The following is a 24,954-nucleotide window of genomic DNA, read 5'->3' as shown; positions in this document are numbered from 1 at the left end:
CCTGGATCAGGCCTTGAGCCGAAAACCCATCCGGAACGCGCCCCAATGCCGGCCCTTGATGAAGATCGGCGCCGAGAGGTCCTTCATCAGCACGAACTGCCCGCCGCCCATGTCGCGGCGGTAGGTCTGCAGCAGAAACGGCTTGTTGCTGGCGGCGGCGACCTTCTTCACCGCGCGGTCCTCGAACAGCCGGCGGTTGCGGCAGTTGGCGTTGTTCCAGACCGGATCGGGCCCCTGCGGCTTGCGGTAGTTCGGATTGTGCGTCGGCAGGTAGCCGCCGCGCGCCCAGGCGACGCAGAACACGATGCGCGGATCGCTGCCCTGGATCGGGTCCTGGATCGCCGGCAGGACGCGGTCGGTGAATTCGACGTAGCGCGTCATGTACTGCTTGGGATTGGTGCCGGGGATCTCGCGATAGCTCTCGTCCATCAGGTCGGCGAGCGTGATCTCGCCGCGGTCGATCGCCGTTTCGAAGGTCGCTGAGATCTGCCGGGCGGTGTCGACGACGGTCTTGATCAGCGGCGCGTCCGCGGTCTGTACGCCGCTCTCGGCGATCAGCCCGATCAGCGCCTCGGAATGATCGAGCAGCTTGGCGATCCGGCTGTCGGCCTGTTTGAGCTCGACCGAGGACTGGTCGACGCCCTTGGCGAGCTCGTTGAGCTCGCTGATCACGGCGTCGCAATGCGCGAGGTTGGAGGTCGCGGCCTTCGCCACGCCGTCGATCTCCTGGCCGACGCTGGTGAAGCCGTCCTGGACGCGGACGATGATGCCGCCGATCTGCTGGGCGCCTTCACCCGCGGTCTTGGCGCGGGAGGAGGCCTGGCCGCTCTCGCCGAGCAGGCTCTTCACCTGCGAGTCGAGCCCGCGCAGGGTATCGCCGATCTCCTGGGTGGCCTGCCGCGTCGCCTCGGCGAGCGACTTCACCTCGCTTGCGACGACAGCGAAGCCCCGGCCGGCGCTGCCGGCACGGGCCGCCTCGATGGTTGCGTTCAGCGCCAGCAGGTTGGTCTGCTTGGCGATCGCCTCGATCGCGACCGAGACCTTGGCGACCTGCGACAGCGCATCGCCGACCGAGCCGAGCCGCTGCTCGATGCGCTCGACGGACTCGACCAATTCGGCGATGTGCCGCACCGCGGTGTCGACCACGTTGCGCGACTGGGCGATGTCGCCGACCGCGGCGGTCGTGGCCGATTGCACCGCCTGCGAGGCGGTGGCGATGTCGTGATTGGCCGCGACCATGGTCTTGGCGGTGGCCTGGAGATGCCCGAACCGCTGCGACTGGTAGCTGACGCGGTTGGCGACCTCCTGGACGTTGCCGGCGACATCGGCGAGCTCGACGCCGAGACCGCCGATGCGGTCGGCGATCTCGTCCATCAGCCGTTCGGCGCCGGTGCGCGCGTCGTGACTTTCCAGAATGGCGCGTTGCGCGACCGACATGTCCAGACTCCCGGGCTTGAAAGGATCAGAAAATCACGGCTTGGCTCACAATTTGTAGGCGGTGCGGAAGCCGCCCCAGTGCCGGCCGCGAACCCGGATCGGCACGTCGATTTCGCGCATCATGATGGTGTTGCCGTTGCCCATGTCGCGCGCGTAGCTCTGGATCAGATAGGGCCGCTGGTTGCGGCCTGCCGCGAGCCCGGCCGGATCGTTGAAGATGCGGCGGTTGCGGCTGTTGGCGGTGTTGAAGGCCGTATCGCCCGGCCGCTGCGGATGCGAATAGATCCGGTTGTGCACCGGCAGATAGCCGTTGCGGTCGATCGCGACGCAGAACGCCATGCGCTGGTCCTTGGCGAGGAAGGCCTCCTGGAACGACGGCAGCACGCGCTCGGCCCAGTCGAGGATCCGGCTGCGGTGCTGCTGCGGATTGGTGCCGGGGATCTCGACATAGTTGGTATCGAACATGTCCTCGAGCGTGATCTCGCCGCGCGCAACGGCGCTCTCGAACATCCGGTTCAGCTCGGTGCCGGCTTCCATGGCGCGGGTGACGAACTCGTTGTTCTCCTCATGCAGCGCCCAGAGCTTGTCCTCGATCTTCTCGCGCAGCTCGGCGCTTGGCGCATCGAACCGCGCCTGGGCGCCGGCCTTGACCTGCTCGGTGACGCGCAGGCGGCACGGACCGACGTCCTCCAGCACGGCGTCGAGACGCTCGTTCACGGGCAGGCGGCTCGCATCCGGGCCGGTGATCAGAAGGCCGTCGTTGGAAATCTCATAGACCGGCGCACCGATCGTGCGTGCGCCCGACTTGATCTCGAGCTTGAGGTGACAGGGCAGACGCTCGCTGCCGCTGCGCACGGGCCGATCGCCCTGCCGCAGCAGCACGGCGCAGCGCGCCTTCAGCTTCTGGGCGTACATGGTCACGGCGCGGCCGGCGTTCGTGACGCGCTCGCCATAGCTCTCGGCCTGCTGGGTGGCGTTGCTGATGTCTGCGGCGCTGTCGACCACCGAGGATATGAACTGCGAGGCCTGGGCCGCATTGTTCGACATCTCGCCGGTGGTCTGGTTCTGCTCGGCGACGGCGCCGTTGACGTTGGTGAAGACGGGGCGGATCGCCTCGATCGCCTGGGAGATGCGGTGGACGGCCTCGGCCGAGCCGGCGGCGTCCTTCTGCAGTGCCTCGATCTTGCGGGTGATCTCCTCGGTCGCGTTCTGGGTCTGGACGGCAAGCGCCTTGACCTCGGTGGCCACCACCGCGAAGCCGCGGCCGGCCTCGCCGGCGCGGGCGGCCTCGATGGTCGAGTTGAGCGCGAGCAAGGTGGTCTGGCGCGCGATCTGGGAGATCAGGTTGACGACGTTGCCGATCGCCGCCGAGGATTCGCGCAGGCGGTCGACGTTGGCCCGGGCTTCCGAGGCGGCGGCGCTGGCCTGGTCGGCGAGCTGGCCGGCGTCCTGGACCTGGGCACGGATACCGTGGGCGGACTGGGTCACCTTCTCTGCGGCGTGGGCGAACGTCGCCGCCGTTCCTTGCGCGGTGCTGCTGCGTCCGCTCAGCGCATCGGCGCGCTGGCGAATGTCCGTCAGCGTCCCCGCCGTCGCCTCGGCGCCGCTGGCGACCGCATCGGCGGCGCGCTCCAGCTGGCGAATCATGCCGCCGAGTTCCAGCTCCAGCAGGTCGAGGATGGCCTTGGCCGAATCGGCATCCGACGACGCCAGCGGCTCCGGCGCGGCCACCGGCTTCGGTTCGGCCACCGGCTCGGGCGCAGAGGCTCGTCTTGCAAAGAAACCAAACGCCATGGGGTAGGCCCCGGTGCGGGTGAAAAGGTGCAGAGGGGCGGCATCGTTGCACTTGACTGTGAAGCCATGGTTAACATTTGGCTTATGGTGCGGGGCAGCCAACTGGCTCTCCGAGGAGGGGGCAGCCACCCTGAAACTACCTCAAATCTTTGATTTTGACGATTCCCGGCCTATAAGGCCGCGCTTCCCCACCTGATCCCCTACGATTGCAAGAGACCTCGCATGGCCGGCCATTCCCAATTCAAGAACATCATGCATCGCAAGGGCCGGCAGGATGCGATGAAGTCCAAGCTGTTCGGCAAGCTGGCGCGCGAAATTACCGTCGCCGCCAAGCTCGGCACGCCCGATCCGGCGATGAACCCGCGGCTGCGCGCCGCCGTGGTCGCCGCCCGGGCCGAGAACATGCCCAAGGACAACATCGAGCGGGCCATCAAGAAGGCGCTCGGCGGCGAGGGCGACAACTATGCCGAGATCCGCTACGAGGGCTACGGCCCGGGCGGCGTCGCCGTCATCGTCGAGGCGCTGACCGACAACCGCAACCGCGCCGCGTCCGACATCCGCTCCTTCTTCACCAAATCAGGCGGCAACCTCGGCGAGACCGGCTCGGTCTCGTTCATGTTCGACCGCGTCGGCATCATCGAATTCGACCGCAGCGTCGCCTCCGACGATGCCGTGCTGGACGCCGCGATCGAGGCCGGCGCCGACGATGTGATCTCGGGCGAGGGCGGCCACGAGGTCTATGCCTCGCCGGACAGTTTCCATGAAGTCGCCAAGAACCTCGAAGCCAAGTTCGGCGAGCCGCGCAAGGCGGCGCTGACCTGGAAGCCGCAGAACACGGTGGCCGTCGACGACGAGACCGGCGAGAAGCTGCTGAAGCTGATGGACCTCCTGAACGAACACGACGACGTCCAGAACGTCTACGCCAATTTCGAAATCTCGGACGCCCTGATGGCGAAGATGAGCGGTTGACGGACGCTCAACCACGTCGTTCGTGCGTTCCGTTTATGTTTCCATCGGTGCGGCGCGAGGCTATCTCTAATCCATGAAAGCCCAGCCGATTCGCGCAGCAATCCGCATCATCGGGATCGATCCCGGCCTCCGCCGCACCGGCTGGGGCGTGATCGAGAGCGAGGGCAACCGGCTGATCTATGTCGGTTGCGGCTCGGTCGAGCCGCCCGATGATCTGCCGCTGGCGAGCCGGCTGCTGGCGATCCATGAGGGGCTATCGGCGGTGCTCGGCCGGTTCGCGCCGATGGAAGCCGCGGTCGAGCAGACCTTCGTCAACAAGGACGGCGTCGCCACCCTGAAGCTCGGCCAGGCCCGCGGCATCGCCATGCTGGCGCCGGCGATGTTCGGAATTTCGGTCGCCGAATACGCCCCCAACCAGGTCAAGAAGACCGTGGTCGGCGCCGGTCATGCCGACAAGGGCCAGATCGCGGTGATGCTGAAGATCCTGCTGCCGAAGGCCGAGCCGCCGTCGGCCGACGCGGCGGACGCGCTCGCCATCGCCATCACCCACGCCCATCACCGCCAGGGCCAGGCGCTGCGTATGAAGGTGGCCGGGCTATGATCGGCAAGCTCAAGGGGCTGATCGATTCCTACGCGGAGGATTTCGTCATCCTCGACGTCGGCGGCGTCGGCTATCAGGTGCACTGCTCGGCGCGGACGCTGCAGGCCTTGCCGTCGCCCGGTGAAGCCGCCACATTGTCGATCGAGACCTATGTGCGCGAGGACCAGATCAAGCTGTTCGGTTTTCGCTCGGATGTCGAACGGGAATGGTTTCGCCTTTTGCAGACGGTGCAGGGCGTCGGCGCCAAGGTCGCCCTCGCGGTCCTAGGCACTCTGCCGCCGGCAGACCTCGCCAATGCGATCGCGCTGCGCGACAAGGCCGCGGTAGCGCGAACGCCGGGCGTCGGTCCCAAGGTCGCCGAGCGCATCGTCACCGAGCTCAAGGACAAGGCGCCGGCGTTCGCCGATGTCGATCCCGGTGTCGTCAGGCTGTCCGGCGCCATCGAAGAATCCCGCGCGCCGCAGCCGATCGCGGACGCGATCTCCGCGCTCATCAATCTCGGCTATGGCCAGCCGCAGGCGGCTGCCGCCATTGCCGCCGCGTCACGCGCGGCCGGCGACAAGGCCGAGACCGCGCAACTCATTCGCCTCGGCCTCAAGGAGCTGGCGAAATAGGCAATCGTCGCCCGGCCGGGCGAGCAGAAGGACATCCGTTTCCCCCATGGTGAGCAAGAAGGACAAGGAGCTGATCGAGGCGGCCGCATCAGCGGTCAAGAGCCGCTATCGCAACGATTGGCAGGAGGTCGGCGCCGCCATGCGCACGCGCGACGGCCGCATCATCACCGGCGTCAACATCGATGCCTATCTCGGCCGCAACGCTGTCTGCGCCGAGGCCATCGCGATCGGCCGCGCCATCACCGAGTTTGGCGACCACGGCATCGAGACCATCGTTGCGGTGCGCCATCCCAAGCCCGGCGAGCCCGGCGAGGTCGCCGTGGTCTCGCCCTGCGGCACCTGCCGCGAGCTGATCCACGACTATGATGCCAAGGCGCGCGTCATCGTGCCGTCGAACGGCAAGGGGCCTGCGGCGGTGACCATCGGCGAACTGCTGCCAAACAAATACAGGCGCGGCAACGAATGAAGCCGCCGGCGCGCAGATTGACCGGGCAGCGGGCGGACACCGTCCGTTGGCAGTCTGCGCCCACTGCGGTCCTGACTTCGGAGCAATCCGGATGAATTTTAGGACGCCGCGCGTATTCGCAATCTTCTTGCTCGGAGGTACGCTGATTTCAGCTCCCGTGATATGGCTGACCGGACCGCTGCTCTTGCAGGTCGAACGCCCTCGAGAGGGTGCGGTCGTTGACCTATTTGCTGCGTTCGCGCTCAGTCTTGCCTGGATACTACCCGCGCAACTGTTCGTTGCCACAGCGGCGGCTCTTCAGGTTTCATTCTCGAAGCGGATTTCGTGGCCGTTCGCTTTGTTTTTCGTGATTCCTGTGGCTGCCCTGACCATCACCTACAGGGATATCGTGGACTGTTGTGACCGGCTCGTGCCGAGCGATGTCCAGAAGCTGCTCTACTGGACGATGGTTGTTACTCCTGCCGAGCTAATTTGCGCATGGTATGTTTCAAAGATGTCGTTTCCACTAGATCATCAGCAGTTGCCGGCGGGTGAACGATGATGAAGCCGCCGGCGCGCATGGTCAGTCCGGAGCGGCGCTCCGACGATGTCGGCGACACTGCGCTGCGTCCGCAGCAGCTGTCGGAGTTCGTCGGCCAGCAGCAGGCGCGCGCCAACCTCTCGATCTTCATCGAGGCGGCGCGCAAGCGCGGCGAGGCGCTCGACCATGTGCTGTTCGTCGGTCCGCCCGGACTTGGCAAGACGACGCTGGCGCAGATCGTGGCGCGTGAGCTCGGCGTCGGCTTCCGCGCCACCTCGGGCCCGGTCATCGCCAAGGCCGGCGATCTCGCCGCGCTGCTGACCAATCTCGAAGAGCGCGACGTGCTGTTCATCGACGAGATCCATCGTCTCAGCCCGGCGGTCGAGGAGGTCCTTTATCCGGCGATGGAGGATTTCCAGCTCGATCTCATCATCGGCGAAGGCCCCGCGGCCCGCTCGGTCAAGATCGACCTGTCGAAGTTCACGCTGGTCGGCGCGACGACGCGCGCAGGCCTGCTGACCAATCCGTTGCGTGACCGGTTCGGCATTCCTATCCGACTGAACTTCTACACGGTGGAGGAGCTCGAAGGCATCGTCACGCGCGGTGCCCGCGTGCTCGGGGTCGGCATGACCGCCGACGGCGCCAACGAGATCGCGCGGCGCGCCCGTGGCACGCCACGGATCGCCGGCCGGCTGCTGCGCCGCGTGCGCGACTTCGCGTCGGCCGCCAACGCCAGTGCGATCGATCGCGCCATCGCCGATCACGCGCTGAGCGCGCTCGAAGTGGATGCCGCCGGGCTGGACGCGATGGACCGGCGCTATCTCTCGACCATCGCGCTGAACTACGGCGGCGGGCCGGTCGGCGTCGAGACCATGGCGGCAGCTTTGTCGGAGCCGCGCGATGCCATCGAGGACATCATCGAGCCGTATCTGATCCAATGCGGCTATCTGCAGCGTACGCCGCGCGGCCGGCTGCTGACGTCGCACGCGTTCAGGCATCTCGGCCTGGCCGAGCCCTCGAACCGCGATCCCGGCCAGTTCGGTCTGTTCGGCAGCGAGGACGATGATTAACGAAACTGCTGACAATCTGCACAGACGCACCCGAAATCGGTTGCAATGATCGGGGAGAAGGGAGCCGCTGCGAGGAGTTTATCGATGCTGTCACGCCGTCGCTTTCTGTCATTCTCAGGCGGTCTTGCCGCCACCGGTTTTTCGACCGCGACTTACGGCGTCGGCGTCGAGCCGCTCCGCCTGGGCGTCACCGACTATCACATCCATCCACGCAACTGGCCGGCTGGGCTAAGACTGAAGATCGCGGCCATCGCCGACATCCATGCCTGCGATCCCTGGATGTCGCTCGCTCATATCGACGGGATCGTCCAGCGAACCAACGCGCTGCAGCCGGATCTGATCGTTCTGCTCGGCGACTACGTCGCCGGTCATCGTCATCACATCGGACGCATCGACGCCGATGCCTGGGCGCCGGTGCTCGGCGGCCTGAAGGCGCCGTTGGGCGTGCACGCCATCCTGGGCAATCATGATTATTGGGATGATCGAACCGTGCAGCGCGACGGCCGCGGCGCGCCGTATGCCCAGAAGGCGCTCGAGGCCGCCGGTATTCCCGTCTACGAGAACGACGTCGTGCGTCTCACCAAGAATGGCCATGCCTTCTGGCTTGCCGGCCTCGGCGATCAGTTGGCCTACATGCCAGCGCGGCGCTTCCGGCCGATGCCGCGGATCGGCATCGATGATCTCGCAGGGACGCTGCGCAAGGTGACGGACAGCGCCCCGGTAATTCTGCTGGCGCACGAGCCCGACGTCGCGCTCCGGGTGCCACCACGCGTGGCGCTGCAGCTGTCGGGGCATACGCATGGCGGCCAGATCCGCGTGCTCGGCTGGTCTCCGGCCGTTCCCGCGCGCAATGGCGTCAATCTGGCCTACGGCCACATCCGCACCCAATGCGACGTGATCGTCTCCGGCGGCCTCGGCTGCAGCATCATGCCAGTCCGGATCGGCATGCCGCCGGAGATCGTGCTGGTCACCGTCGGCAGGGAACCCGTCGAGGTGACGTCCTAGCCGGCTCTTGCTGGCCTGCTCTTGCGCTGGCCGTTGAACTGGGCGAAACGATCGCCATTTCCGGCTATCGAGGGCTTCCCTTGACCCAACAACATCTCGACGGCGCGATCCGCGACGGCCGCCACCACATGCAGGTGCGGGTCTACTACGAGGACACGGATTTCTCCGGAATCGTCTATCACGCCAACTACCTCCGCTTCATGGAGCGCGGCCGCACCAATCATCTGCGGCTGATGGGCGCCGAGCAGCACGCGCTGTTCGCGGAGGCGGCAAGCGAAGCCCCGGGCTTCGCCTTCGTGGTGCGCTCGATGACGCTCGACTTCCTGCGGCCGGCCCGTATGGACGACGTGCTCGACGTCGTCACCTGGCCCGTGGCGGTGAAGGGCGCGTCGATCACGCTGGCGCAGGAGGTCAGGCGCGGCGAGGAGGTGCTCGTCAAGGCCGACGTGAGAGTTGCGTTCATCAGCGGCGGCAGGGCGCAGCCCATACCGAAAGCGCTGCGCGACCTGATGAAGGCGGACCTCGCCTAAAGACGTCCTAACGGTGGGCGGGCGGAGGGATGAGGATGCGCCCGCCGGCGATCGCGACCTCGCCGCGGTCCAGTCGGCCGCGCCATTTGCGCAGCGAATGCGACGGCAGCTGTATCGCCGCGGCGTAGGCACGGAAGCCATTCCGCTCCGGTTCAGCGCAAGCCAGCTGGCGAGCACCGCCGCACTACGGTAGAGCGTAGACGGCGACCTGATCGCCGACTTGGTCCTTGAGGATCGTGTTGCCGCCCGCGATGAAGGCCACGTATTCGCGGCCTTTGTACTCATAGACGGCGGGATTGGCGACCGCGGGAGCCTGGACGATGTCGGACCAGAGCTCCTTGCCGTCGGCCAGCGCGTAGGCCCGCACCTTGGCGTCCATCGAGGCTCCGATGAAGATCACGCCTCCGGCCGTAACCGCCGGGCCGCCGATCGTCACCGATCCCATCGACTCCGGCATGTAGAAGCCCCACTTCTGGGAGGCGCCGATGGGACGGCGCCATTTGATGTCACCTGTGGTCATGTCGATGGCGGCGATCTCGCCGAATGGCGGCTTCCAGCAGGGCATGCCGAGCCAGTTCAGCGCGTTGTCGAGTGACATGCCGTATGGCGCACCCTCTTGAGGATAGAAGCCTTGCTCGTTGCCCGAGCCGGCTGCGCGCTGCTCATATTCCTTCCGGGGGTAGAGCTTGATGGATTGCACCACGTGCGAGAAGTTGACGATCGCGGTCTTGCCGCGCGGATCGAAGGCTACGCCGCCCCATTGCACGCCGCCGGCCGAGTCGGGATAGGCGAGCACGCCGCTGTCCTTGTGAGTCGGCGGCGAGTACATGCCGGCGTAATTGAGGCTCTTCCAGAGCCTCGAGCATTGGCCGAGCCCGAGGGCGTCGGCGACCCACCAGATGGGAGGCTTCTTCGACTGGTCGAGCAGCGGCGCCGGCCTGATCGGAAACGGCTGCGTCGGCGCGTAGATTTCGCCCTGGATCGAGCCGTCGCCACCAGGCACCTTGCGCTCCTCGATCGGCCAGACGTCCTTGCCAGTGCGTCGGTCGACGACGAAGAGGAACCCCATCTTGGTTGCCTGCATCAGCGCTGGGATCTGCTTCCCATCGACGGTGATGTCCATCAACGTCGGCGCGGAGTTGATGTCGTAGTCCCAGATGTCATGGTGCACCCACTGGCGAGACCAAACGACCTCGCCGGTTTCGAGGTTGAGGGCCGTTGTCGATGTAGCCAACGGGATCGGCTCGGTGCGGTTGCCGCCCCAGTAGTTCGGGGAGGGGCTGGAGACCGGGAGATAGACCAATCCCAGTCCCTCGTCGACCGACATGCCCGTCCACACATTGGCGGTGCCGGTGCGGGACGCGATCTTCGGCGGCAGCGTGGCGAAGGACCATTGTCGCTTGCCCGTTTGCGGATCGAGCGAGAATACGGTGCCGGGCGGTGCTTCAGCATAGGCCCAGTCCTTGCCGGCCCAGCCCAGGATCACGTGATTGCCCGCGACCGTCGGCGGCTGAAGCAACGAAAGCGGATATTTGTTGTTCACGTCGTTCCACTGGTCGACGTTGAGGACGCCGCCATTCGCGAAATCACGACAGAGCTTGCCAGTATCCGCGTCCATGGCAAAGAGCTGCGCGTCCATGGTGCCGAGATAGACGATCTTCTGGCACGGCTGGCCCGCGACGGGATTCGCCGCCTCCCAATAGGCGACCCCGCGGTTCTTCAGCGCCGGCTGGGTCAAAGCCTTGAGCGTCGATTTGGAGTCGAAGGTCCATTTGACCTTGCCCGTCCCGGGATCCAGCGCAACAACGCGATAGAACGGCGTGCCGATGTAGAGCGTGTCATTGGCAAAGATCGGCGTGGCGGACCAGACGCTGGTCGGCAGCTTGCCCGATCCATCCGAAACGTCGCCGGTGTGATACTCCCACACCTTTACCAGCGATCGGACATTGTCGGCTGTGATCTGGGGCAGAGGAGAGTACTTCTGGGCATTGAGCTGACCGTGAAACGTATTCCAGACGGCATGGGTCGGGACGAGCGGGATCGGCTTCGGCGTGGGCAAGCTGCCGGACGGCCGCTGAGCGCCTGCGTCGGCAGCTCCCGATTGCTCGTTGCCCGGTGCTGACGATGCGCGACCGGCATTGCCGTGGGGCTGCTCCGAGCCAGTGCTCGAAGGCCCATGCTGCTCTGGGCCTGGAATGCTTCCGGGGGTGGCAGCCGGATGAGCAGTGTCGTTCTGTGCAATCGCCGGCGGCAGCGCGACCATGACCGCCAGCGTGAGCGCCGCAAATGGGGCGCTACGGCAGAATGAACGGATTCTCATGCCACGGCTCTTCTTGGCTGGGGTGGGACGGCAAGCGTCACAATCAATCCGACGAGTGCGACGACCGTGGCCGCCGCCAGCCACCACGCATGCAGAAAGCAGGCGGCGGTTATTGTGCCGAGCGCGCCGAGCAGCCCGAGGGACCAGAGCACCCAGAAGAGCCACCCGCTTCGACCAAACCACAGGATGAAGGCGTCGACGACGAGTGCCAGACTGGATCCGATGACGAGCAACGCGCCCGGGGCGCCAGTGACCCCGGTCAAAGGAGCTAGGTAGTCGTAGAGGCCGAGCAGCGTGCCGGCGGCGGCTGCCACGAGGATGATGATCGGGCCGAGCGGCCTCTGCTCAAATGAGGTCAAGTCAACGCTCCAAGATTCATGGCCGACGAGCGCGGGGCAGCGGCGGTGATTCAACGGACGAGAAAAGAATGTCTCGTCGAAGCAGGGGTTCCACGCGCCGCATCCGTACCCGTTCGGGGCCGAGAAGGGCCCCCATCCGGTTTGCCAACCCAATTCCTCGGCGCATGGCGGAGTATCTCTGGCACTGTCGGTATAGCGGGGGGCGTGAGACAATCCGCAGCTCAATACCAAACGGGCCTCGATCGGCCGCGGAGGTCGCTACTTCTTCTCCTTCGAGCCCCGAGTCAGAAGCCACCAGTTCGCCGGGTGGGAAGTGAGGAACCCAGGAGCACGGAACTCCGGGCTGTTGTCGCTCGCATCGGCGCAATCGTGAAATATCGGAAACGGCGTCCGAACCCGTAAGCGCGCAAAAAGTCGATGATCCAGACGGCGAGCATCTTCTCCGAGAATAGGCTTTTTCAGCCGAAGGCGGCTGCGACGAGGGACGTGGGGGCCAACGTCGCAGCCTTTGGCATGCTCGCAGTGATTGCCGCTCCCCCTCGCGTCGCTGAGTCAGATGGGCTTGATCCGAGTTGCCTAGCGATCCCGTCCCGCACCGTCCTCCGCGGAGCAACATGCGGGACGGACTCGCGGCGCCTACGGGCAGATCCAGGCCGGTCCGATCTGCATGCAGCCTGATCCCGCTGCGCAAGGCGCATCGGAGAGGCCGCCGGGCGGATCGCGCTGCGCTGACCCGCCAGACGGACTGCCGCTCAATCAGACCGTGGCCGGGGGGGCCTCGCGCGTTGAAACCGTCAGTATCGCCCGCCGCTGCGCTCTTGTTGCTTGATCCAATCCGACAAGGTCCGGGGCGACGATCCTTGTCCGGGGCGCGATGGTTTCGCGGTGGCAGTCCTGTTGCTCCGGTTCGTCGTCTCCGTCGGCCCGCGCGGGCGCGTCGCGGCATGGGCGCCCGAGACACCCCTCGGCGCCGTTGTGAGCTTCTCCGCTTCCTCCTTCTCCAGCCGCAGCTTGCGCAGCCGCTCCATCTTCTCGCGCTCCGGATCGACGGGCGGCGGTGGCAGCTCGCGCTGGCGGGCTTCCTCGGCGGAGATCAGCAGACCCATGATGGCGCTTTCGCCGAGGGCCTTGCAGGCTTCGAGGCGGTGCAGACCTTCGACCAGGACAAAATGGTCCTTGTCGCGGCGGACGAGGATCGGCTCGCGCTGGCCGGCCTCCAAAATGCTTTCGGCCAGCGCGTCGACCGCGTCCTGCTTCAGCGCCTTGCGCTTCTTGTCGGGGATGTGGATCTTGTCGATGGGGAAGCTTTCCGGTGCGGACACAGTCGAAACTCCGTCGTGGGCGCGCCGTCCGGCGTCAGGGTCGGAGGGGGCACGATCCCCGGATCCGCACCGCAGGGCGGAGGGAGGCAGACCGGGCACGTGCGGCTACAATAGAGACATTCGCCATCTCGCCGCAAGGAGCGGTGATGGGGCGTGATGGCTCCTGTCAGACCGCAAGGTGGATCATGCCGCTGTGATGGGCGCCCAATCGGCCGCGCTCGAAAATCGCTCACGCGTCAATTCATGCTGCTATGCTGCATCGCTCATACAGGAGGACGCCGCTCATGACGATACGCACACTCGTTGCCGCGCTGGCCGGGATCGCTCTCGCGTTGCCCGCCGCTGCCCTCGCGCAGGAACCGCCGGTCGAGGAGCAACTCGTCAATGCGATGAACAAGGTGTTCGGCGTGCACGCCGGCTTTCGCGCCAATCACGCCAAGGGCGTCGTGGTCGAGGGCAAGTTCAAGCCGTCGACCGAGGCGGCGACCTTGAGCAAGGCGTCGCTGTTCAGCGGCGGCGAAATTCCGGTGACGGTGCGGTTCTCGGACTCCACCGGCGTGCCGAACCTGCCGGACGGCTCCGGCGACGCCAATCCGCACGGCATGGCGGTGAAGTTTCACCTCGCCGATGGCAGCGACATGGACCTCGTGATCAATTCGCTGAAATTCTTCCCCGTCTCGACCGGTGCGGAGTTGCGCGATCTGTTCCTGGCGATCGCGGACTCTGGACCGAACGCGGTCAAGCCGACCAGGCTCGAGCAGTTCATCGCCAGCCATCCCTCGGTGCCGGCGGCGCTCGGCACCATCGCGACGCCAGACAGTCTTGCCGACGAGGCCTATTTCGGCGTCAACGCCTTCGTCCTCGTCAACAAGGCCGGCGAGAAGCAGGCGGTGCGCTGGCAGATGCTGCCGGAGAGGGTCGTGCATATCGACCAGGAGGACGCGGCGAAACGCGCGCCGGACTTCCTGATGGCCGAGCTGCCGGCGCGGCTGAAGCAGGGGCCGGTGACGTTCCGCTTCAAGGCGCAGCTCGCCGCGGCCGGCGACGACACCAAGGATCCGGCAAAGCCGTGGCCTGACGATCGCAAGCTGGTCGAGCTCGGCGTGCTGACGATCGACAAGGCGGTCGAAGACAGTGACGCCGCGCAGAAGAAGCTGCTGTTCCTGCCGGGCCAGCTCACCGACGGCATCGAGGCCTCCGACGATCCGATGATCGACATCCGCAACGGCGCCTATGCCATCTCGTTCTCCCGGCGCAATCCGTGATGATGGTGGCATGACACACCATGTGCCGTGCGCACCGCGCGGTGCGGCGGATCACGCTGCGCTGATCCGCCCGACGGGCCTCAGTCTGTCGTCATGGCCGAGGCGAGCCCAGCCATGATGCTGCGCGCAGCGGGCGGCGCTTGTGCTGATGACCGGACGACTTGGCGGCGAGCTCAAATCCGTATTTCCGGTCGCGATCGGCGGTGACCTAGCTTCGTTCGATCCTGATCGCAATCCAGAACGAGCGGAAATGGGTGCATCTCTGCGGAGTGCAGGATCGGATCGACCCCCTCTGGGGCCTTCGAGCCCGGCGAGTGAGCACGACACAACCGGCCGCAATTATGGATGCTTCGCGGCACGCGCCCCCGATGAGTTGCCGCAACGTTGACGAAGCCACGCCTCATTCGGTGCGATTGCGGCGGCGTCCGCCGCTTTCTCTCCCGATCGATGACGTCGCACAGGCTGCGCGATAACGGCGAAACCAAGAGCAGGGGTTGTCGACACGCATGGACCGCCGAGCGTCGGCGCGTCGAAGACGATGGCGACCGTGCAGCCGATGTGCCGCCCTGCTCGATGTGATGCAATCGAGGCGTGTAGTAGATGTGAAGGACGACGATCGCGAGGTGCGCGCGATCAGGAAGCATGCCGTCGAGCGCGGGGCCGCGCGCTGCGCATCCAGTGAGTTCGGTGCGCACGTTCGTCTACGAATGAACTCATGAGCCGCGACGGCATCGCGCATCGCGCCGTTTGTCGCAATCGTGTCGCGCGCTGCTTCTTTTTGCCAGAATCCTGCATCTTGCGTGCAACAGTCAAAGCCGAATCTCGATCGCGTCGGGGGCCCGATCTGCATTCCTTCCGAATGACATTTTTCAATTCAGTTCGCGACACAATCTCACCCTCCTGATGCGGCCGCCGTTTGTTGCGGCACGTGTTCAGGAGTTGTGAGTTCGATGCGTCGCGTATTTGGCGTATGCCTTTGCCTATCTACTTTCGCAGGAAGTACGACATCGGTCTGGGCGACTGATCTCGCCCTGCCTCCCCCGCTCCCGCCGCCCGACGTCTTCGCCTACAGGTGGAGTGGCTGCCATGCCGGCGCGAATGCCGGGATGGCCTGGTCACGCCAGCAGCAGACGTGGAGTCAGGTCGCCAATGCCGCCGCCGCGCCCGTTCAGCCCGTGCAGCAACCGGTCGGCAATGCGAACAACCCGCCTGTGGTCAAGCCGCCTGTGGTTGCAAACCCTGCGCCGAACCCGCCGCCGCCGAACAACCCCGGCGGGAATAACGGCGGGTGGAAGCCGCCGCATAAGCCGCCGCAAAAGCCCCCGATCTGTGAGCGCGGCGACAAGGGCTGGTGGCAGCCCGGCAAGCCGTACGGCGACAAGGATCACGACTGGCCAAAGGTTGGATCGAAAGGCGGCGACAACAAGTCGTCCTGGCCGTCGGCGCCATCCAAGAACAAGGACAACAACTACAACGACGTCAAATATGGTGGCGGCTGGTTCGACAAGCATCACGACGACGACCATGACAAGTCGAGCGGCTGGTCGCAGCTGCATTCAAACGGCTACTCCGACAGATCGGCTTGGCTGCACCGTGATCGGCAGGACGATCACGACAAGCCGGCTTCCGGATGGGGTGGGAAGAAGGACGACGGATACGACAAGCCACTCGGTTTCGGCTGGTCGAAGCAGCCGCTGAAGAGCGAGCGTGACAGCTACGCCTGGCTGAAGCCGGATCAACGCGACGACGACAAGCATGGCGGCTACGGCTGGGGCGGCAAGCCGCGCGACAATGATGACGGCAAGGGCGGCTATGGCGACAAGCAGCCCGACAAGGATCATTGGCAGCAGCAGGGCGGCAACTACCATCATGGCGGATGGCCGTATCATCCGGACAAGCCCTGGCCGCCCAAGAATCCGCCGCCGAACAATGGCGGCGGCCAGCCGAACCCGCCGCCGCAGGGCAACAATGGCAACCCGCCGCCGCAGAACCAGCCGCCGGTGGCAGGCGGCGGCAACGTGGCGCCGCTGCCCGTCGCTGCCGTGCAGATTCCGACCGCCATCTCGAGCAATGGCAGCGACGTCATCGGCGGCCTGCAGCTCGGCTGCGATTACCAGATGGACCGCTTCGTCGTCGGCCTCCAGGCCATGGCCGATATCGGCATCATCAACGCGTCGAGCCCGCTCGGGCCGGCGCTGACGATGAACACGCGGACGAGCAACCTCTACACCGCCACGGTGCGTGCCGGCTATCTCGTGACACCTGAGATCCTGGCCTACGTGCGCGGTGGTGCGGCGTGGACACGGACCAACGTTTCGGTCGTCAACACCGCCACCGGGCAGTCGGCGAGCGTGGCGTTCAACCGCAGCGGATGGACGGTCGGCGCCGGCGTCGAGTGGATGTTCGCCCGCAACTGGTCGGCCTTCGCCGAATATGATTACGCCGATTTCGGCACCGTGACCGGCACGCTGCCGGGCGCCGCCGCGATCACCGGAGGGCCGAACGTCGTCAGCCAGAAGACCCAGCTCCACACGGCGATGGTCGGCGTCAACTACCGCTTCGAGATGCTGTCGCGCGGCGGCCGCTGAGATCAGCAGCAGACGCATTGCATCCCACACGACAAAGGCCGCCTGGTTCATCCAGGCGGCCTTTTCGGTCTTGGTCGGCCGGCGCTCAGCTCGCGCGGACCGAGCTCAGGAACTTGCCGACCTCGTCCCTCAGGCGGCCACTGTCACGCGACAGCAGCTTCGCCGCCGACAGCACCTCGGAGGACGCGGTCCCGGTGCTGCTTGCGCCGCGCTGCACGTCGGTGATGTTCGAGGAGACCTGCTGCGTGCCCTGGGCCGCCTGCTGGACGTTGCGTGAGATCTCCTGCGTCGCCGCGCCCTGTTGCTCGACTGCGGCGGCGATGGTGGCCGAGATCTCCGACAGGCGTTCGATGGTCTCGCTGATCTCGCGGATCGCGCCGACGGACTCCTGGGTGGCGGTCTGGATGCCCGCGATCTGCTGGCCAATGTCCCCGGTCGCCTTCGCGGTCTGCTCGGCGAGCGCCTTGACCTCGGTGGCGACCACGGCAAAGCCGCGTCCGGCGTCGCCCGCCCGTGCCGCCTCGATGGTGGCGTTCAGGGCGAGCAGGTTGGTCTGGCCGGCGATGCTGTTGATGAGCTCGACGACGTCGCCGATCCGCGCGGCCGCCTTCGACAGCTCGCCGACCCGCCCCGTGGTGGAGCGTGCCTGCGTGACGGCCTCGTTGGCCATGCGCGCGGACTGCTGCACCTGGCGGCTGATCTCGGTCACCGAGGAGGCCATCTCCTCGGTCGCGGACGCCACCGACTGCACGTTGGCGGACGCCTGCTCCGATGCCACGGCGACCGTCGTAGCCAGCGTCTGCGCCCGCTCCGCGGTGGCGCTCAACGAGCCGGCCGACGTCTCCAGCGTGCTCGAGGCAGCCGACACGGTCTCGACGATGCCGCCGACGGACGCCTCGAACTGATCCGCCATCTGGCTCATCGCGTGGCGGCGCTGGGCGTCGGCGGCGGCCTGGTCCTCGGCGCGCTGCGCGATGCTCTGCTTCAGGTCGCCCTGCATGGCTTTCAGGGAGGTGGCGAGGGCTCCGACCTCGTCCGCCTGCTCGATGGTGAGGGTCTGGTTGAAGTCGCCTTTGGCGATGCCGTTGGCAAACACGGCGCAATCCTGGATCGGACGGGCAATGCCCCGTGCCGCCACCCAGATGAGGAAGATCGCAAGCGCCGTGATCAGCGTTCCGACCCCGAGCTGCCACAGCGTGTTGTTGGTCGAGCGGCCGCTGAGCGAGGCGTCGAGCTGCCGTGCAGAGGCGAGAACGACGTCGCGCGGGACGGAGATCACGACCGACCAGGGCGTGTCGGTGAGACCGAATGTGATCGGGGCGTAGATGTCGACGTTGGGATTGTTGGGCTCGTCGAGAACGGTGCCCTTGCCGGTTCGAACGATGGCGGCGCTGTCGGCCCAGCGCGAGTCGGCCTCGGCGGCGGATTTGCCGATGACGTTCTGGTCGGCGCTGTCGGCGACGACGAGGCCGGTGTCGTTGAGGATCACGACCTTGCCCTTGCCGTCGAACAGCGAGGTGTTGATCTTGACCGCCAGCTTCTGCACGAAGTCGAGATTGTAGTCGGCGCCGGCGAGACCGCGGAATTTGCCGTCAATCATGACGGGAACGGACATCGTGGCCAGGAACACCGGCTTGCCCTGGACGATGTAGGGCAGCGGTCCGAGGATGTTCTCCTTCCCCGTGGTGCTCGGGTTGATGTACCAGGCGCCCTTCACGAGGCCATTCTGATGGCGCTCGCTGCTGTCGTATTCGACCAGCGGCTGCACGGCGATTGCGCCGCCGGCGCTTCGCGTCCAATAGGGGAGGAAGCGGCCGGTGTGATCGGAGCCCATTTCCTTGTTGGCCTTGAAGGCCGCATCGTTGCCGTCCAGCCCATCGGGCTCCCAGGCCGAGTAGGTGCCGTTGAAGGCGGGATTGAGCTCCAGCACATGCCGCAGCACGGCGTTGAGCTGCGCGCGGCGGGCGCTCGTGGCGGTCCCGTTCTTGGCGTCCGCCAACACCGCAAAGGACTGCGCCAGGGTGCGCGCGGCGTCGAACCCGACCTCCAGCTCGGCCTTGATGACGTTGGCCTCGGTGGAGGCCCGGTTCATCAGGCTTTCCTTGGTTTGGCGATCGACGAGCTGCATCACCTCGTGGTTGACGTACTGGTTCATGCTCTGCGTCGAGAACAGACCGTAGCCGATCAGGATGACGCAGGTGAGCGCCAGGCAGAAGCCGGCGATCAAGGCGATCTTGGTCTGGATGGAGCGTATTGCCGCAAAGGATAGGCGCATGTTTCCCTCTCATGGTTGCCTCGCGACACCGGCAATGACGTTCGTCGGTGCGAAGCGCGTGCGGGAACCATCCGGACTGAGGATTAATGTGCTTTAAGGCACCGGCTCCATTTCAGGGCGCACGGACCAGTTCAGGCGAGGGAGTGTCGCAGTGTTGCGACACCTCCGTAGTCGTCCGGGGAAAGTGAGGCATCGGTCGCGGCCCCGGCGGCGAGCGAAGGATTGCAGCCTGGTCGGCGTTCCTTGACGCCGGTCAAACCGCGGTGCTGTAGTTGCGCTAGTCTAGCAATAAGCCGCGCCAACGCGGGGAGAGCCGGGAGGAGGGACATGGGGCGTTCGCCCGGGAATGCCCATTCGGATCGCGTCCTGGAGGCCTTGGCCAAGGGGGCTGCGAAGGCTGACGCTGACAGCAGAGCCGACAGAGGCGCGCCGGCGGTTTCGGCGCTCGCGGCGTCATGGCGCCGCTCCGGCCATCTCCATGCGCTCGATCCCGCCACGCCGAAGCTGCCGGCTCGCCTGACGGCCGCCGAAATCGCGGACGCGCGCGCGCGGCTCGGGCGGCTGCTCGCGATCGCGCAGGCGAGCCTCGACCGGCTATTCCTGGCGGTTGGGGGCGTCGGCTGCTCGGTGCTGCTCGCCGATGCCGACGGCACCGTGCTCGAGCGCCGCGGCGCCCGCGGGGACGACGCCACCTTCGAATCCTGGGGCCTGTGGACCGGCGCGGTGTGGAGCGAGCGGCACGAGGGCACCAACGCCATCGGCACCTGCCTGGTCGAGAAGCGGCCGCTGACCATCGACCGCGATCAGCACTACCTGTCGCGCAACGCGCGCCTGTTCTGCACCACCGCGCCGATCTTCGACGAGCACGGTCAGCTCAAGGCCGCGCTCGACGTCTCCTCCTGTCGTGCCGATCTCACCGAAGGCTTCAGCCGGCTGATCGCGACCACCGTCGCGGATGCCGCGCGCCTGATCGAGGCGGAGAATTTCCGCCAGGCCTTTCCGCACGCCCGCATCGTGCTCACGCCGGACAGCGAGCGCGAGATCAACTCGCTGCTGGCAGTCGATCGCAACGACCTCGTCATCGGTGCCACACGGGCGGCGCGCCGTGCGCTCAACCTTTCTTCGTCCGCGCTGGCGCGCCCGGTGCCAGCCGGCGACCTGATCAAGGACGCAACCACCGAGGGCGACGACATCGACGCCGCCGAGCGTGCCGTTCTGAAGCGCGCGCTGGCGCGCGCCGGCGGCAACGTCTCGAAGGCGGCGAAGGAGCTCGACATGTCGCGCGCCACCCTGCACCGGAAGATGAAGCGGCTCGGGCTCGAGCGGTGAACGCGCCGCGGCTGTCGAATCGCAGCCAAGATGTCGCAGAACTGCGACACTTCCTCGGACGCGCTCGTTCCGGCCTCTGGTCTGTTGCGCCGGTTTGATCGAGCCTCTCTCCAACGCCGTGTGCATCGGCGTGAATGGGAGAGACAGATGACCAAGGTTGACGTCAATGCGGCGTTCAAGCCGCCGTTCGCTGCGCGTTACGACAATTTCATCGGCGGCGCCTGGAAGGCCCCCAACGCCGGCAAATATTTCGACAACATCTCGCCGATCACCGGCCAGCCGGTGTGCCAGATCGCGCGCTCCGATGCCTCCGACATCGAGGCCGCGCTCGACGCCGCGCATGCCGCCAAGGACGGCTGGGCCCGCGCCAGCGTCACCGAGCGCGCGATGGTCCTCAACCGGATCGCCGACCGCATGGAGGCCAATCTCGACAAGCTCGCGCTCGCCGAGACCTGGGACAATGGCAAGCCGATCCGCGAGACGACGGCCGCCGACATCCCGCTCGCCATCGATCACTTCCGCTATTTCGCCGGCGTGATCCGCGCGCAGGAAGGCTCGATCGCCGAGATCGACCACGATACCATCGCCTATCACTTCCACGAGCCGCTCGGCGTCGTCGGCCAGATCATTCCGTGGAATTTCCCGATCCTGATGGCGGCCTGGAAGCTCGCGCCCGCGCTCGCCGCCGGCAACTGCGTCGTGCTCAAGCCGGCCGAGCAGACCCCGGCCTCGATCCTCGTGCTGATGGAGATCGTCGGCGATCTGCTGCCGCCGGGCGTGCTCAACGTCGTCAACGGGTTCGGCCTCGAAGCAGGCAAGCCGCTGGCGTCGTCGAACCGCATCGCCAAGATCGCCTTCACCGGCGAGACCTCGACGGGGCGGCTGATCATGCAATATGCGTCCCAGAACCTGATCCCGGTCACGCTCGAACTCGGCGGCAAGTCGCCCAACATCTTCTTCAAGGACGTCTGCGCCGAGGACGACGACTTCCTCGACAAGGCGATCGAGGGCTTCGTGATGTTCGCGCTCAACCAGGGCGAGGTCTGCACCTGCCCGAGCCGTGCGCTGATCCACGAGTCGATCTACGAGCGCTTCATGGAGCGCGCGCTGAAGCGCGTCGGCGCGATCGTGCAGGGCAGCCCGCTCGATCCCGCCACCATGATCGGCGCGCAGGCCTCCTCGGAGCAGCTCACCAAGATCCTGTCCTACATCGACATCGGCAAGAACGAGGGTGCGCAGCTCCTGATCGGTGGCGAGCGCAACATGCTCGGCGGCGATCTCGCCGGCGGCTATTACGTCAAGCCGACGGTGTTCAAGGGACACAACAAGATGCGCGTGTTCCAGGAGGAGATCTTCGGGCCGGTCGTCTCGGTCACGACCTTCAAGACCGAGGACGAGGCGCTGGCGATCGCCAACGACACGCTCTACGGCCTTGGCGCCGGCGTGTGGAGCCGCGACGCCAACACCTGCTACCGCTTCGGCCGCAACATCCAGGCGGGGCGCGTCTGGACCAACTGCTATCACGCCTATCCGGCGCATGCGGCGTTCGGCGGTTACAAGCAGTCCGGCGTCGGACGCGAGACCCACAAGGTGATGCTCGACCACTACCAGCAGACCAAGAACATGCTGGTCAGCTACAGCCCGAAGAAGCTCGGCTTCTTCTGAGGCAGGGGGCGCCGGGCCGGTCGGGCATGAGCGCCCCGACCGGTCCGTGCGCGTCTCACGAGGTTGCGTGGCGTCACGTACGCACCTCCTGGTCCTTGTGCCACATCTTCCGACAAGGCGACGGCCGATGCGATCCTCCGGCCAGCGGTCCAGACCCAACGCCGACCATCGAGCCGGCGCGTCCCGTCCCTGCCGCGGGCGGTCTCTGTAGTTTGGCGGACCTCCCGGTTAACGCGATGTTTGACAGTTAACGTCAGATTGAGGCCGGTGAGGCGGACAGCCTTTTTCCTGAGCCGACGAAAGCCGGTCGATGGGGGTCTCGGTGACACCCGGCCGCATGCCGGACGACGCCGGTTCCGCCAGCGCGTCGACCGGACCGTCCGTGAAGGCCGGGACATCCCGTCTGTCCGCCCCGCATCGTGATGACCGCAAGGAGGACCAGCCATGGCCCACGTTGTGAAGCCGACGGGAATCGAGCACATGCTCGGCGAAGAAGACCTGATCGTCTCGAAGACCGACCGCAAGGGACGCATCACCTACGCCAACGACGTCTTCGTTCGCATGGCCAGGTATAGCTATGACGAGCTCCTGGGAGCGCCTCACAGCCTGATCCGCCATCCCGAGATGCCGCGCTGCGTCTTCAAGCTGCTGTGGGACACGCTGGAGGCCAAGCGCGAGATCTTCGCCTATGTCGTCAACCTGGCCAAGGACGGCAGCCATTATTGGGTGCTCGCCCATGTGACGCCGACGCTGGACGACCAGGGCAATATCATCGGCTACCATTCCAACCGCCGCAGACCCGAGCGTGCGCCGATCGAGCGGCTCAAGTCCATCTACAAGGCGCTGTGCGACGAAGAGGCGCGCCACGCCAATGCCAAGGACGGCCTGCGCGCAAGCTTTGACATGATGGTCGCGGTGATCAAACAACAAGGCGTTGAATATGATGAGTTCGTGCTCTCTCTCTAAGGCGCAGATCGCGATCGCGGCGGCGGCGCTGCTGACACTCGGCGGGCTGGCCTGGCTCGTCGTCGCCGGCGCGACCCCGCCCGCGGCAGGCGGAGCGCTGCTCATCGCGGTCGCGCTGCTGCTCGGCCTTGCCCTGTGGCAGCTGCGGTTGGCGGCCGCCGTGGTCGCGGAAGCGGCCATGGTGTGTCACAGCGCGGCCAAAGGCAACCTCGAGCCGCGGGTGCTGAGCCGGCGCCAGCACGGCGACATCGGTTTGTTGCAGAAATCGATCAACGACATGCTCGACATCACCGACGCCTTCGTGCGCGAAGCGTCGGCGTCGATGGACTATGCCAGCCGCGGCAAGCATTTCCGCAAGATCATGGCGCGAGGCCTGCCTGGCGCATTCCGCCGGTCCGCGGCGATCATCAACCAGGGCACCGACAGCCTCGGCCGCCGGGTGGTCGACATTGCGGGTCTGGCCCGGCAGTTCGGCACCCAACTCGATCAGATCGTCGTCAGCCTCGTCGGTGCGGCGGAGGATCTCGAGTCCGATGCCGGCCACGTCGCGACGGCCGCGACGGAAACCAGCCGCCAGACCGAGGATGTGATCGCCGCCTCGGGGCGCGCGTCGTCCAATGTTCAGACGGCGGCGGGCGCGGCCGATCAGCTCGCGTCCTCGATCGCCGAAATTGGCCGGCAGGTTTCACGCTCCACCGAAAGCGCCGGGCGTGCGGTCAGCGAGGCCAATCGTGCCGGCGGGGAGATCCGCGAACTGGCCGATGCCGCGGTCCGGATCGGCGACGTGGTCAAGCTGATCAGCGAGATCGCGGAACAGACCAATCTCCTGGCGCTCAACGCGTCGATCGAAGCGGCGCGGGCCGGCGACGCCGGGCGCGGTTTTTCCGTCGTTGCGGCCGAGGTCAAGAGTCTTGCCGATCAGACCGCCAAGGCGACCGAAGAGATCAGCGCCAAGGTCAACGAGATGCAGCACTCGACCTCCACGTCGGTCGCGTCGGTCGAGGCGATCGCGCGAACGATCGCCGAGATCGACGAGATCGCTTCCGCCATCTCGGCCGCGGTCGACCAGCAGGCGGCGGCGACGCGAGACATCGCGCACAACGTTCAGGAAGCCTCGTCCGGCACGGCACGGGTCGCGTCCAATGTCGGCGCGATCAGCAGCGCTGCCGCCGACACCGGCCGGATCGCGGCGCGGGTCAACAATGCCTCCGAGCGGGTCCATGGTGAGGTCGAGACGCTGCGTCGCGAGGTCGACCAGTTCATGAAGCGGCTGATGGCAACGGGATAGCTGCGGCGGTGTGCGGGCAGGTGTCTGCCGCGCGACCGTCGAGCGCCCGGCCGGCCTGGGCCCGATCAGCTCGCGGCGCGTGCCGGCTTCACCGGCCCGACATCCACCTGGATCTCATCGCCCTCGACCTGCAGCGGGTAGGCGTGCAACGCATTGCGGACGAGGTGGGTGACGCACTTGCCGTGGGTGGCGTCGAAGCCCCATTGATGGTGCGGGCAGGTGATCGTCCGGCCGTCGAAGGTCGCTTCCGCCAGCGGCACGTCGGCATGCGGGCAGCGGCCGCGATAGGCCTTCAGCTCGCCGCCACGGGGCCAGAGCAGCAGCACGCTCTTCTTGCCGACCTGGTACAGGCCCATGCCGCCTTCGGTCATGGCGCTTGTCGGACAGACTGCGGTGAAAGCCATCGGATCGCCTGCTGATTGATGCGGTCAGGCAGGCCCACGCAAGTTCCGGACCAGCGGAAAGCGGGACAAACAGGGGAGTCTTGTAGCAAACGCGACAGGGCGCAGCGCAGGTTGAATTCCCCCGTCGAGAACATTGTTTGCGACATCTCCCATCGACGCGCGAGTCC

At 66.3% G+C, this 24,954-nt stretch carries 21 protein-coding genes; 14 read left to right on the top strand and 7 right to left on the bottom strand.

Annotation, left to right across the window (positions count from 1 at the left end):
* Nucleotides 1–6 precede the first annotated feature (6 nt).
* Together QW887_RS18390 and QW887_RS18385 are read right to left on the bottom strand one after the other, a co-directional pair.
* Nucleotides 7–1,437 (bottom strand): methyl-accepting chemotaxis protein, encoded by a 1,431-nt coding sequence (locus tag QW887_RS18390; RefSeq protein ID WP_315713921.1) that lies wholly within the window; start codon nt 1,435–1,437, stop codon nt 7–9.
* A gap of 45 nt (nt 1,438–1,482) precedes the next feature.
* On the bottom strand, nt 1,483–3,231 hold the full coding sequence (locus tag QW887_RS18385) for a methyl-accepting chemotaxis protein (RefSeq protein WP_315713922.1): 1,749 nt from the start codon (nt 3,229–3,231) through the stop codon (nt 1,483–1,485).
* 222 nt (nt 3,232–3,453) lie between these two features.
* On the opposite strand from QW887_RS18385, the gene QW887_RS18380 reads away from it, so the two are divergent.
* The 8 genes from QW887_RS18380 (at nt 3,454) to ybgC (ending at nt 9,006) form a co-directional block, all read left to right on the top strand.
* Nucleotides 3,454–4,200: a YebC/PmpR family DNA-binding transcriptional regulator gene (locus tag QW887_RS18380; protein WP_315713923.1), complete on the top strand. Its 747-nt coding sequence runs from the start codon at nt 3,454–3,456 to the stop codon at nt 4,198–4,200.
* 73 nt (nt 4,201–4,273) lie between these two features.
* Nucleotides 4,274–4,801: a crossover junction endodeoxyribonuclease RuvC gene (gene ruvC, locus QW887_RS18375; RefSeq protein WP_315713924.1), complete on the top strand. Its 528-nt coding sequence runs from the start codon at nt 4,274–4,276 to the stop codon at nt 4,799–4,801.
* On the top strand, nt 4,798–5,415 hold the full coding sequence (gene ruvA / locus QW887_RS18370; RefSeq protein ID WP_008961684.1) for a Holliday junction branch migration protein RuvA: 618 nt from the start codon (nt 4,798–4,800) through the stop codon (nt 5,413–5,415). The genes ruvC and ruvA overlap by 4 nt, the downstream gene beginning before the upstream one ends.
* A 46-nt stretch (nt 5,416–5,461) precedes the next feature.
* A complete protein-coding gene (locus QW887_RS18365) occupies nt 5,462–5,881 on the top strand; it encodes a cytidine deaminase (RefSeq protein ID WP_315713925.1) in 420 nt (139 codons plus the stop codon).
* 91 nt (nt 5,882–5,972) lie between these two features.
* A complete protein-coding gene (locus tag QW887_RS18360) occupies nt 5,973–6,422 on the top strand; it encodes a hypothetical protein (protein ID WP_315752621.1) in 450 nt (149 codons plus the stop codon).
* A complete protein-coding gene (gene ruvB / locus QW887_RS18355; protein ID WP_315713926.1) occupies nt 6,422–7,471 on the top strand; it encodes a Holliday junction branch migration DNA helicase RuvB in 1,050 nt (349 codons plus the stop codon). Before QW887_RS18360 ends, ruvB begins: the two co-directional genes overlap by 1 nt.
* An 84-nt stretch (nt 7,472–7,555) precedes the next feature.
* Nucleotides 7,556–8,476: a metallophosphoesterase gene (locus tag QW887_RS18350; protein WP_316194798.1), complete on the top strand. Its 921-nt coding sequence runs from the start codon at nt 7,556–7,558 to the stop codon at nt 8,474–8,476.
* 80 nt (nt 8,477–8,556) lie between these two features.
* Entirely contained in the window at nt 8,557–9,006 is a 450-nt protein-coding gene (gene ybgC / locus QW887_RS18345; protein ID WP_316194797.1) for a tol-pal system-associated acyl-CoA thioesterase, read from the top strand.
* A 184-nt stretch (nt 9,007–9,190) separates the two neighbouring features.
* Here the strand turns inward: ybgC and QW887_RS18340 are convergent, their stop codons facing one another.
* The 3 genes from QW887_RS18340 to QW887_RS18330 all read right to left on the bottom strand — a co-directional run bounded on the left by QW887_RS18340 (nt 9,191) and on the right by QW887_RS18330 (nt 13,007).
* On the bottom strand, nt 9,191–11,326 hold the full coding sequence (locus tag QW887_RS18340) for a pyrroloquinoline quinone-dependent dehydrogenase (RefSeq protein WP_316194796.1): 2,136 nt from the start codon (nt 11,324–11,326) through the stop codon (nt 9,191–9,193).
* Entirely contained in the window at nt 11,323–11,685 is a 363-nt protein-coding gene (locus QW887_RS18335; protein WP_316169462.1) for a hypothetical protein, read from the bottom strand. Before QW887_RS18335 ends, QW887_RS18340 begins: the two co-directional genes overlap by 4 nt.
* A 794-nt stretch (nt 11,686–12,479) precedes the next feature.
* On the bottom strand, nt 12,480–13,007 hold the full coding sequence (locus tag QW887_RS18330) for a ParB N-terminal domain-containing protein (protein WP_316194795.1): 528 nt from the start codon (nt 13,005–13,007) through the stop codon (nt 12,480–12,482).
* 284 nt (nt 13,008–13,291) lie between these two features.
* On the opposite strand from QW887_RS18330, the gene QW887_RS18325 reads away from it, so the two are divergent.
* Both QW887_RS18325 and QW887_RS18320 read left to right on the top strand, forming a co-directional pair.
* On the top strand, nt 13,292–14,272 hold the full coding sequence (locus QW887_RS18325; RefSeq protein WP_316194794.1) for a catalase family peroxidase: 981 nt from the start codon (nt 13,292–13,294) through the stop codon (nt 14,270–14,272).
* A 1,106-nt stretch (nt 14,273–15,378) separates the two neighbouring features.
* Nucleotides 15,379–16,860 carry an outer membrane protein gene (locus QW887_RS18320; protein WP_316194793.1) on the top strand — a complete coding sequence of 494 codons (1,482 nt, stop codon included), beginning with the start codon at nt 15,379–15,381 and terminating at the stop codon, nt 16,858–16,860.
* 85 nt (nt 16,861–16,945) lie between these two features.
* Here the strand turns inward: QW887_RS18320 and QW887_RS18315 are convergent, their stop codons facing one another.
* Nucleotides 16,946–19,135 (bottom strand): methyl-accepting chemotaxis protein, encoded by a 2,190-nt coding sequence (locus QW887_RS18315; protein WP_316194792.1) that lies wholly within the window; start codon nt 19,133–19,135, stop codon nt 16,946–16,948.
* 327 nt (nt 19,136–19,462) lie between these two features.
* On the opposite strand from QW887_RS18315, the gene QW887_RS18310 reads away from it, so the two are divergent.
* The 4 genes from QW887_RS18310 (at nt 19,463) to QW887_RS18295 (ending at nt 24,383) form a co-directional block, all read left to right on the top strand.
* Entirely contained in the window at nt 19,463–20,464 is a 1,002-nt protein-coding gene (locus QW887_RS18310) for a helix-turn-helix domain-containing protein (protein WP_316194791.1), read from the top strand.
* Nucleotides 20,465–20,611: 147 nt separating this feature from the next.
* A complete protein-coding gene (gene adh, locus QW887_RS18305) occupies nt 20,612–22,129 on the top strand; it encodes an aldehyde dehydrogenase (protein ID WP_315713938.1) in 1,518 nt (505 codons plus the stop codon).
* Between the two features lie 444 nt (nt 22,130–22,573).
* Nucleotides 22,574–23,095, top strand: coding sequence for a PAS domain-containing protein (locus tag QW887_RS18300; protein WP_315752630.1), 522 nt, complete (start codon nt 22,574–22,576; stop codon nt 23,093–23,095).
* Complete coding sequence (locus QW887_RS18295; protein WP_316194790.1) at nt 23,073–24,383, top strand: methyl-accepting chemotaxis protein; 1,311 nt, start codon at nt 23,073–23,075, stop codon at nt 24,381–24,383. Before QW887_RS18300 ends, QW887_RS18295 begins: the two co-directional genes overlap by 23 nt.
* Before the next feature lie 65 nt (nt 24,384–24,448).
* Here the strand turns inward: QW887_RS18295 and QW887_RS18290 are convergent, their stop codons facing one another.
* Entirely contained in the window at nt 24,449–24,787 is a 339-nt protein-coding gene (locus QW887_RS18290) for a Rieske 2Fe-2S domain-containing protein (protein ID WP_315713941.1), read from the bottom strand.
* Nucleotides 24,788–24,954: the final 167 nt, after the last annotated feature.

Source organism: Bradyrhizobium sp. SZCCHNRI3052, from assembly GCF_032484895.1.
Lineage (GTDB): Bacteria > Pseudomonadota > Alphaproteobacteria > Rhizobiales > Xanthobacteraceae > Bradyrhizobium.
Note: the sequence above shows the minus strand (reverse complement) of the source record. Positions and strands in the feature narration are given on the sequence as shown.

What these genes read in the sequence shown, in the direction of transcription:
- ruvC (WP_315713924.1), top strand. Translation starts at nt 4,274, where the DNA reads ATGAAAGCCCAGCCGATTCGCGCAGCAATCCGCATCATCGGGATCGAT.
- QW887_RS18300 (WP_315752630.1), top strand. Translation starts at nt 22,574, where the DNA reads ATGGCCCACGTTGTGAAGCCGACGGGAATCGAGCACATGCTCGGCGAA.
- QW887_RS18380 (WP_315713923.1), top strand. Translation starts at nt 3,454, where the DNA reads ATGGCCGGCCATTCCCAATTCAAGAACATCATGCATCGCAAGGGCCGG.
- QW887_RS18365 (WP_315713925.1), top strand. Translation starts at nt 5,462, where the DNA reads ATGGTGAGCAAGAAGGACAAGGAGCTGATCGAGGCGGCCGCATCAGCG.
- QW887_RS18350 (WP_316194798.1), top strand. Translation starts at nt 7,556, where the DNA reads ATGCTGTCACGCCGTCGCTTTCTGTCATTCTCAGGCGGTCTTGCCGCC.
- QW887_RS18320 (WP_316194793.1), top strand. Translation starts at nt 15,379, where the DNA reads ATGGCCTGGTCACGCCAGCAGCAGACGTGGAGTCAGGTCGCCAATGCC.
- adh (WP_315713938.1), top strand. Translation starts at nt 20,612, where the DNA reads ATGACCAAGGTTGACGTCAATGCGGCGTTCAAGCCGCCGTTCGCTGCG.
- QW887_RS18290 (WP_315713941.1), bottom strand. Translation starts at nt 24,787, where the DNA reads ATGGCTTTCACCGCAGTCTGTCCGACAAGCGCCATGACCGAAGGCGGC.
- QW887_RS18315 (WP_316194792.1), bottom strand. Translation starts at nt 19,135, where the DNA reads ATGCGCCTATCCTTTGCGGCAATACGCTCCATCCAGACCAAGATCGCC.
- QW887_RS18310 (WP_316194791.1), top strand. Translation starts at nt 19,463, where the DNA reads ATGGGGCGTTCGCCCGGGAATGCCCATTCGGATCGCGTCCTGGAGGCC.
- ruvB (WP_315713926.1), top strand. Translation starts at nt 6,422, where the DNA reads ATGAAGCCGCCGGCGCGCATGGTCAGTCCGGAGCGGCGCTCCGACGAT.
- QW887_RS18325 (WP_316194794.1), top strand. Translation starts at nt 13,292, where the DNA reads ATGACGATACGCACACTCGTTGCCGCGCTGGCCGGGATCGCTCTCGCG.
- QW887_RS18385 (WP_315713922.1), bottom strand. Translation starts at nt 3,231, where the DNA reads ATGGCGTTTGGTTTCTTTGCAAGACGAGCCTCTGCGCCCGAGCCGGTG.
- QW887_RS18360 (WP_315752621.1), top strand. Translation starts at nt 5,973, where the DNA reads ATGAATTTTAGGACGCCGCGCGTATTCGCAATCTTCTTGCTCGGAGGT.
- ruvA (WP_008961684.1), top strand. Translation starts at nt 4,798, where the DNA reads ATGATCGGCAAGCTCAAGGGGCTGATCGATTCCTACGCGGAGGATTTC.
- QW887_RS18390 (WP_315713921.1), bottom strand. Translation starts at nt 1,437, where the DNA reads ATGTCGGTCGCGCAACGCGCCATTCTGGAAAGTCACGACGCGCGCACC.
- QW887_RS18295 (WP_316194790.1), top strand. Translation starts at nt 23,073, where the DNA reads ATGAGTTCGTGCTCTCTCTCTAAGGCGCAGATCGCGATCGCGGCGGCG.
- QW887_RS18340 (WP_316194796.1), bottom strand. Translation starts at nt 11,326, where the DNA reads ATGAGAATCCGTTCATTCTGCCGTAGCGCCCCATTTGCGGCGCTCACG.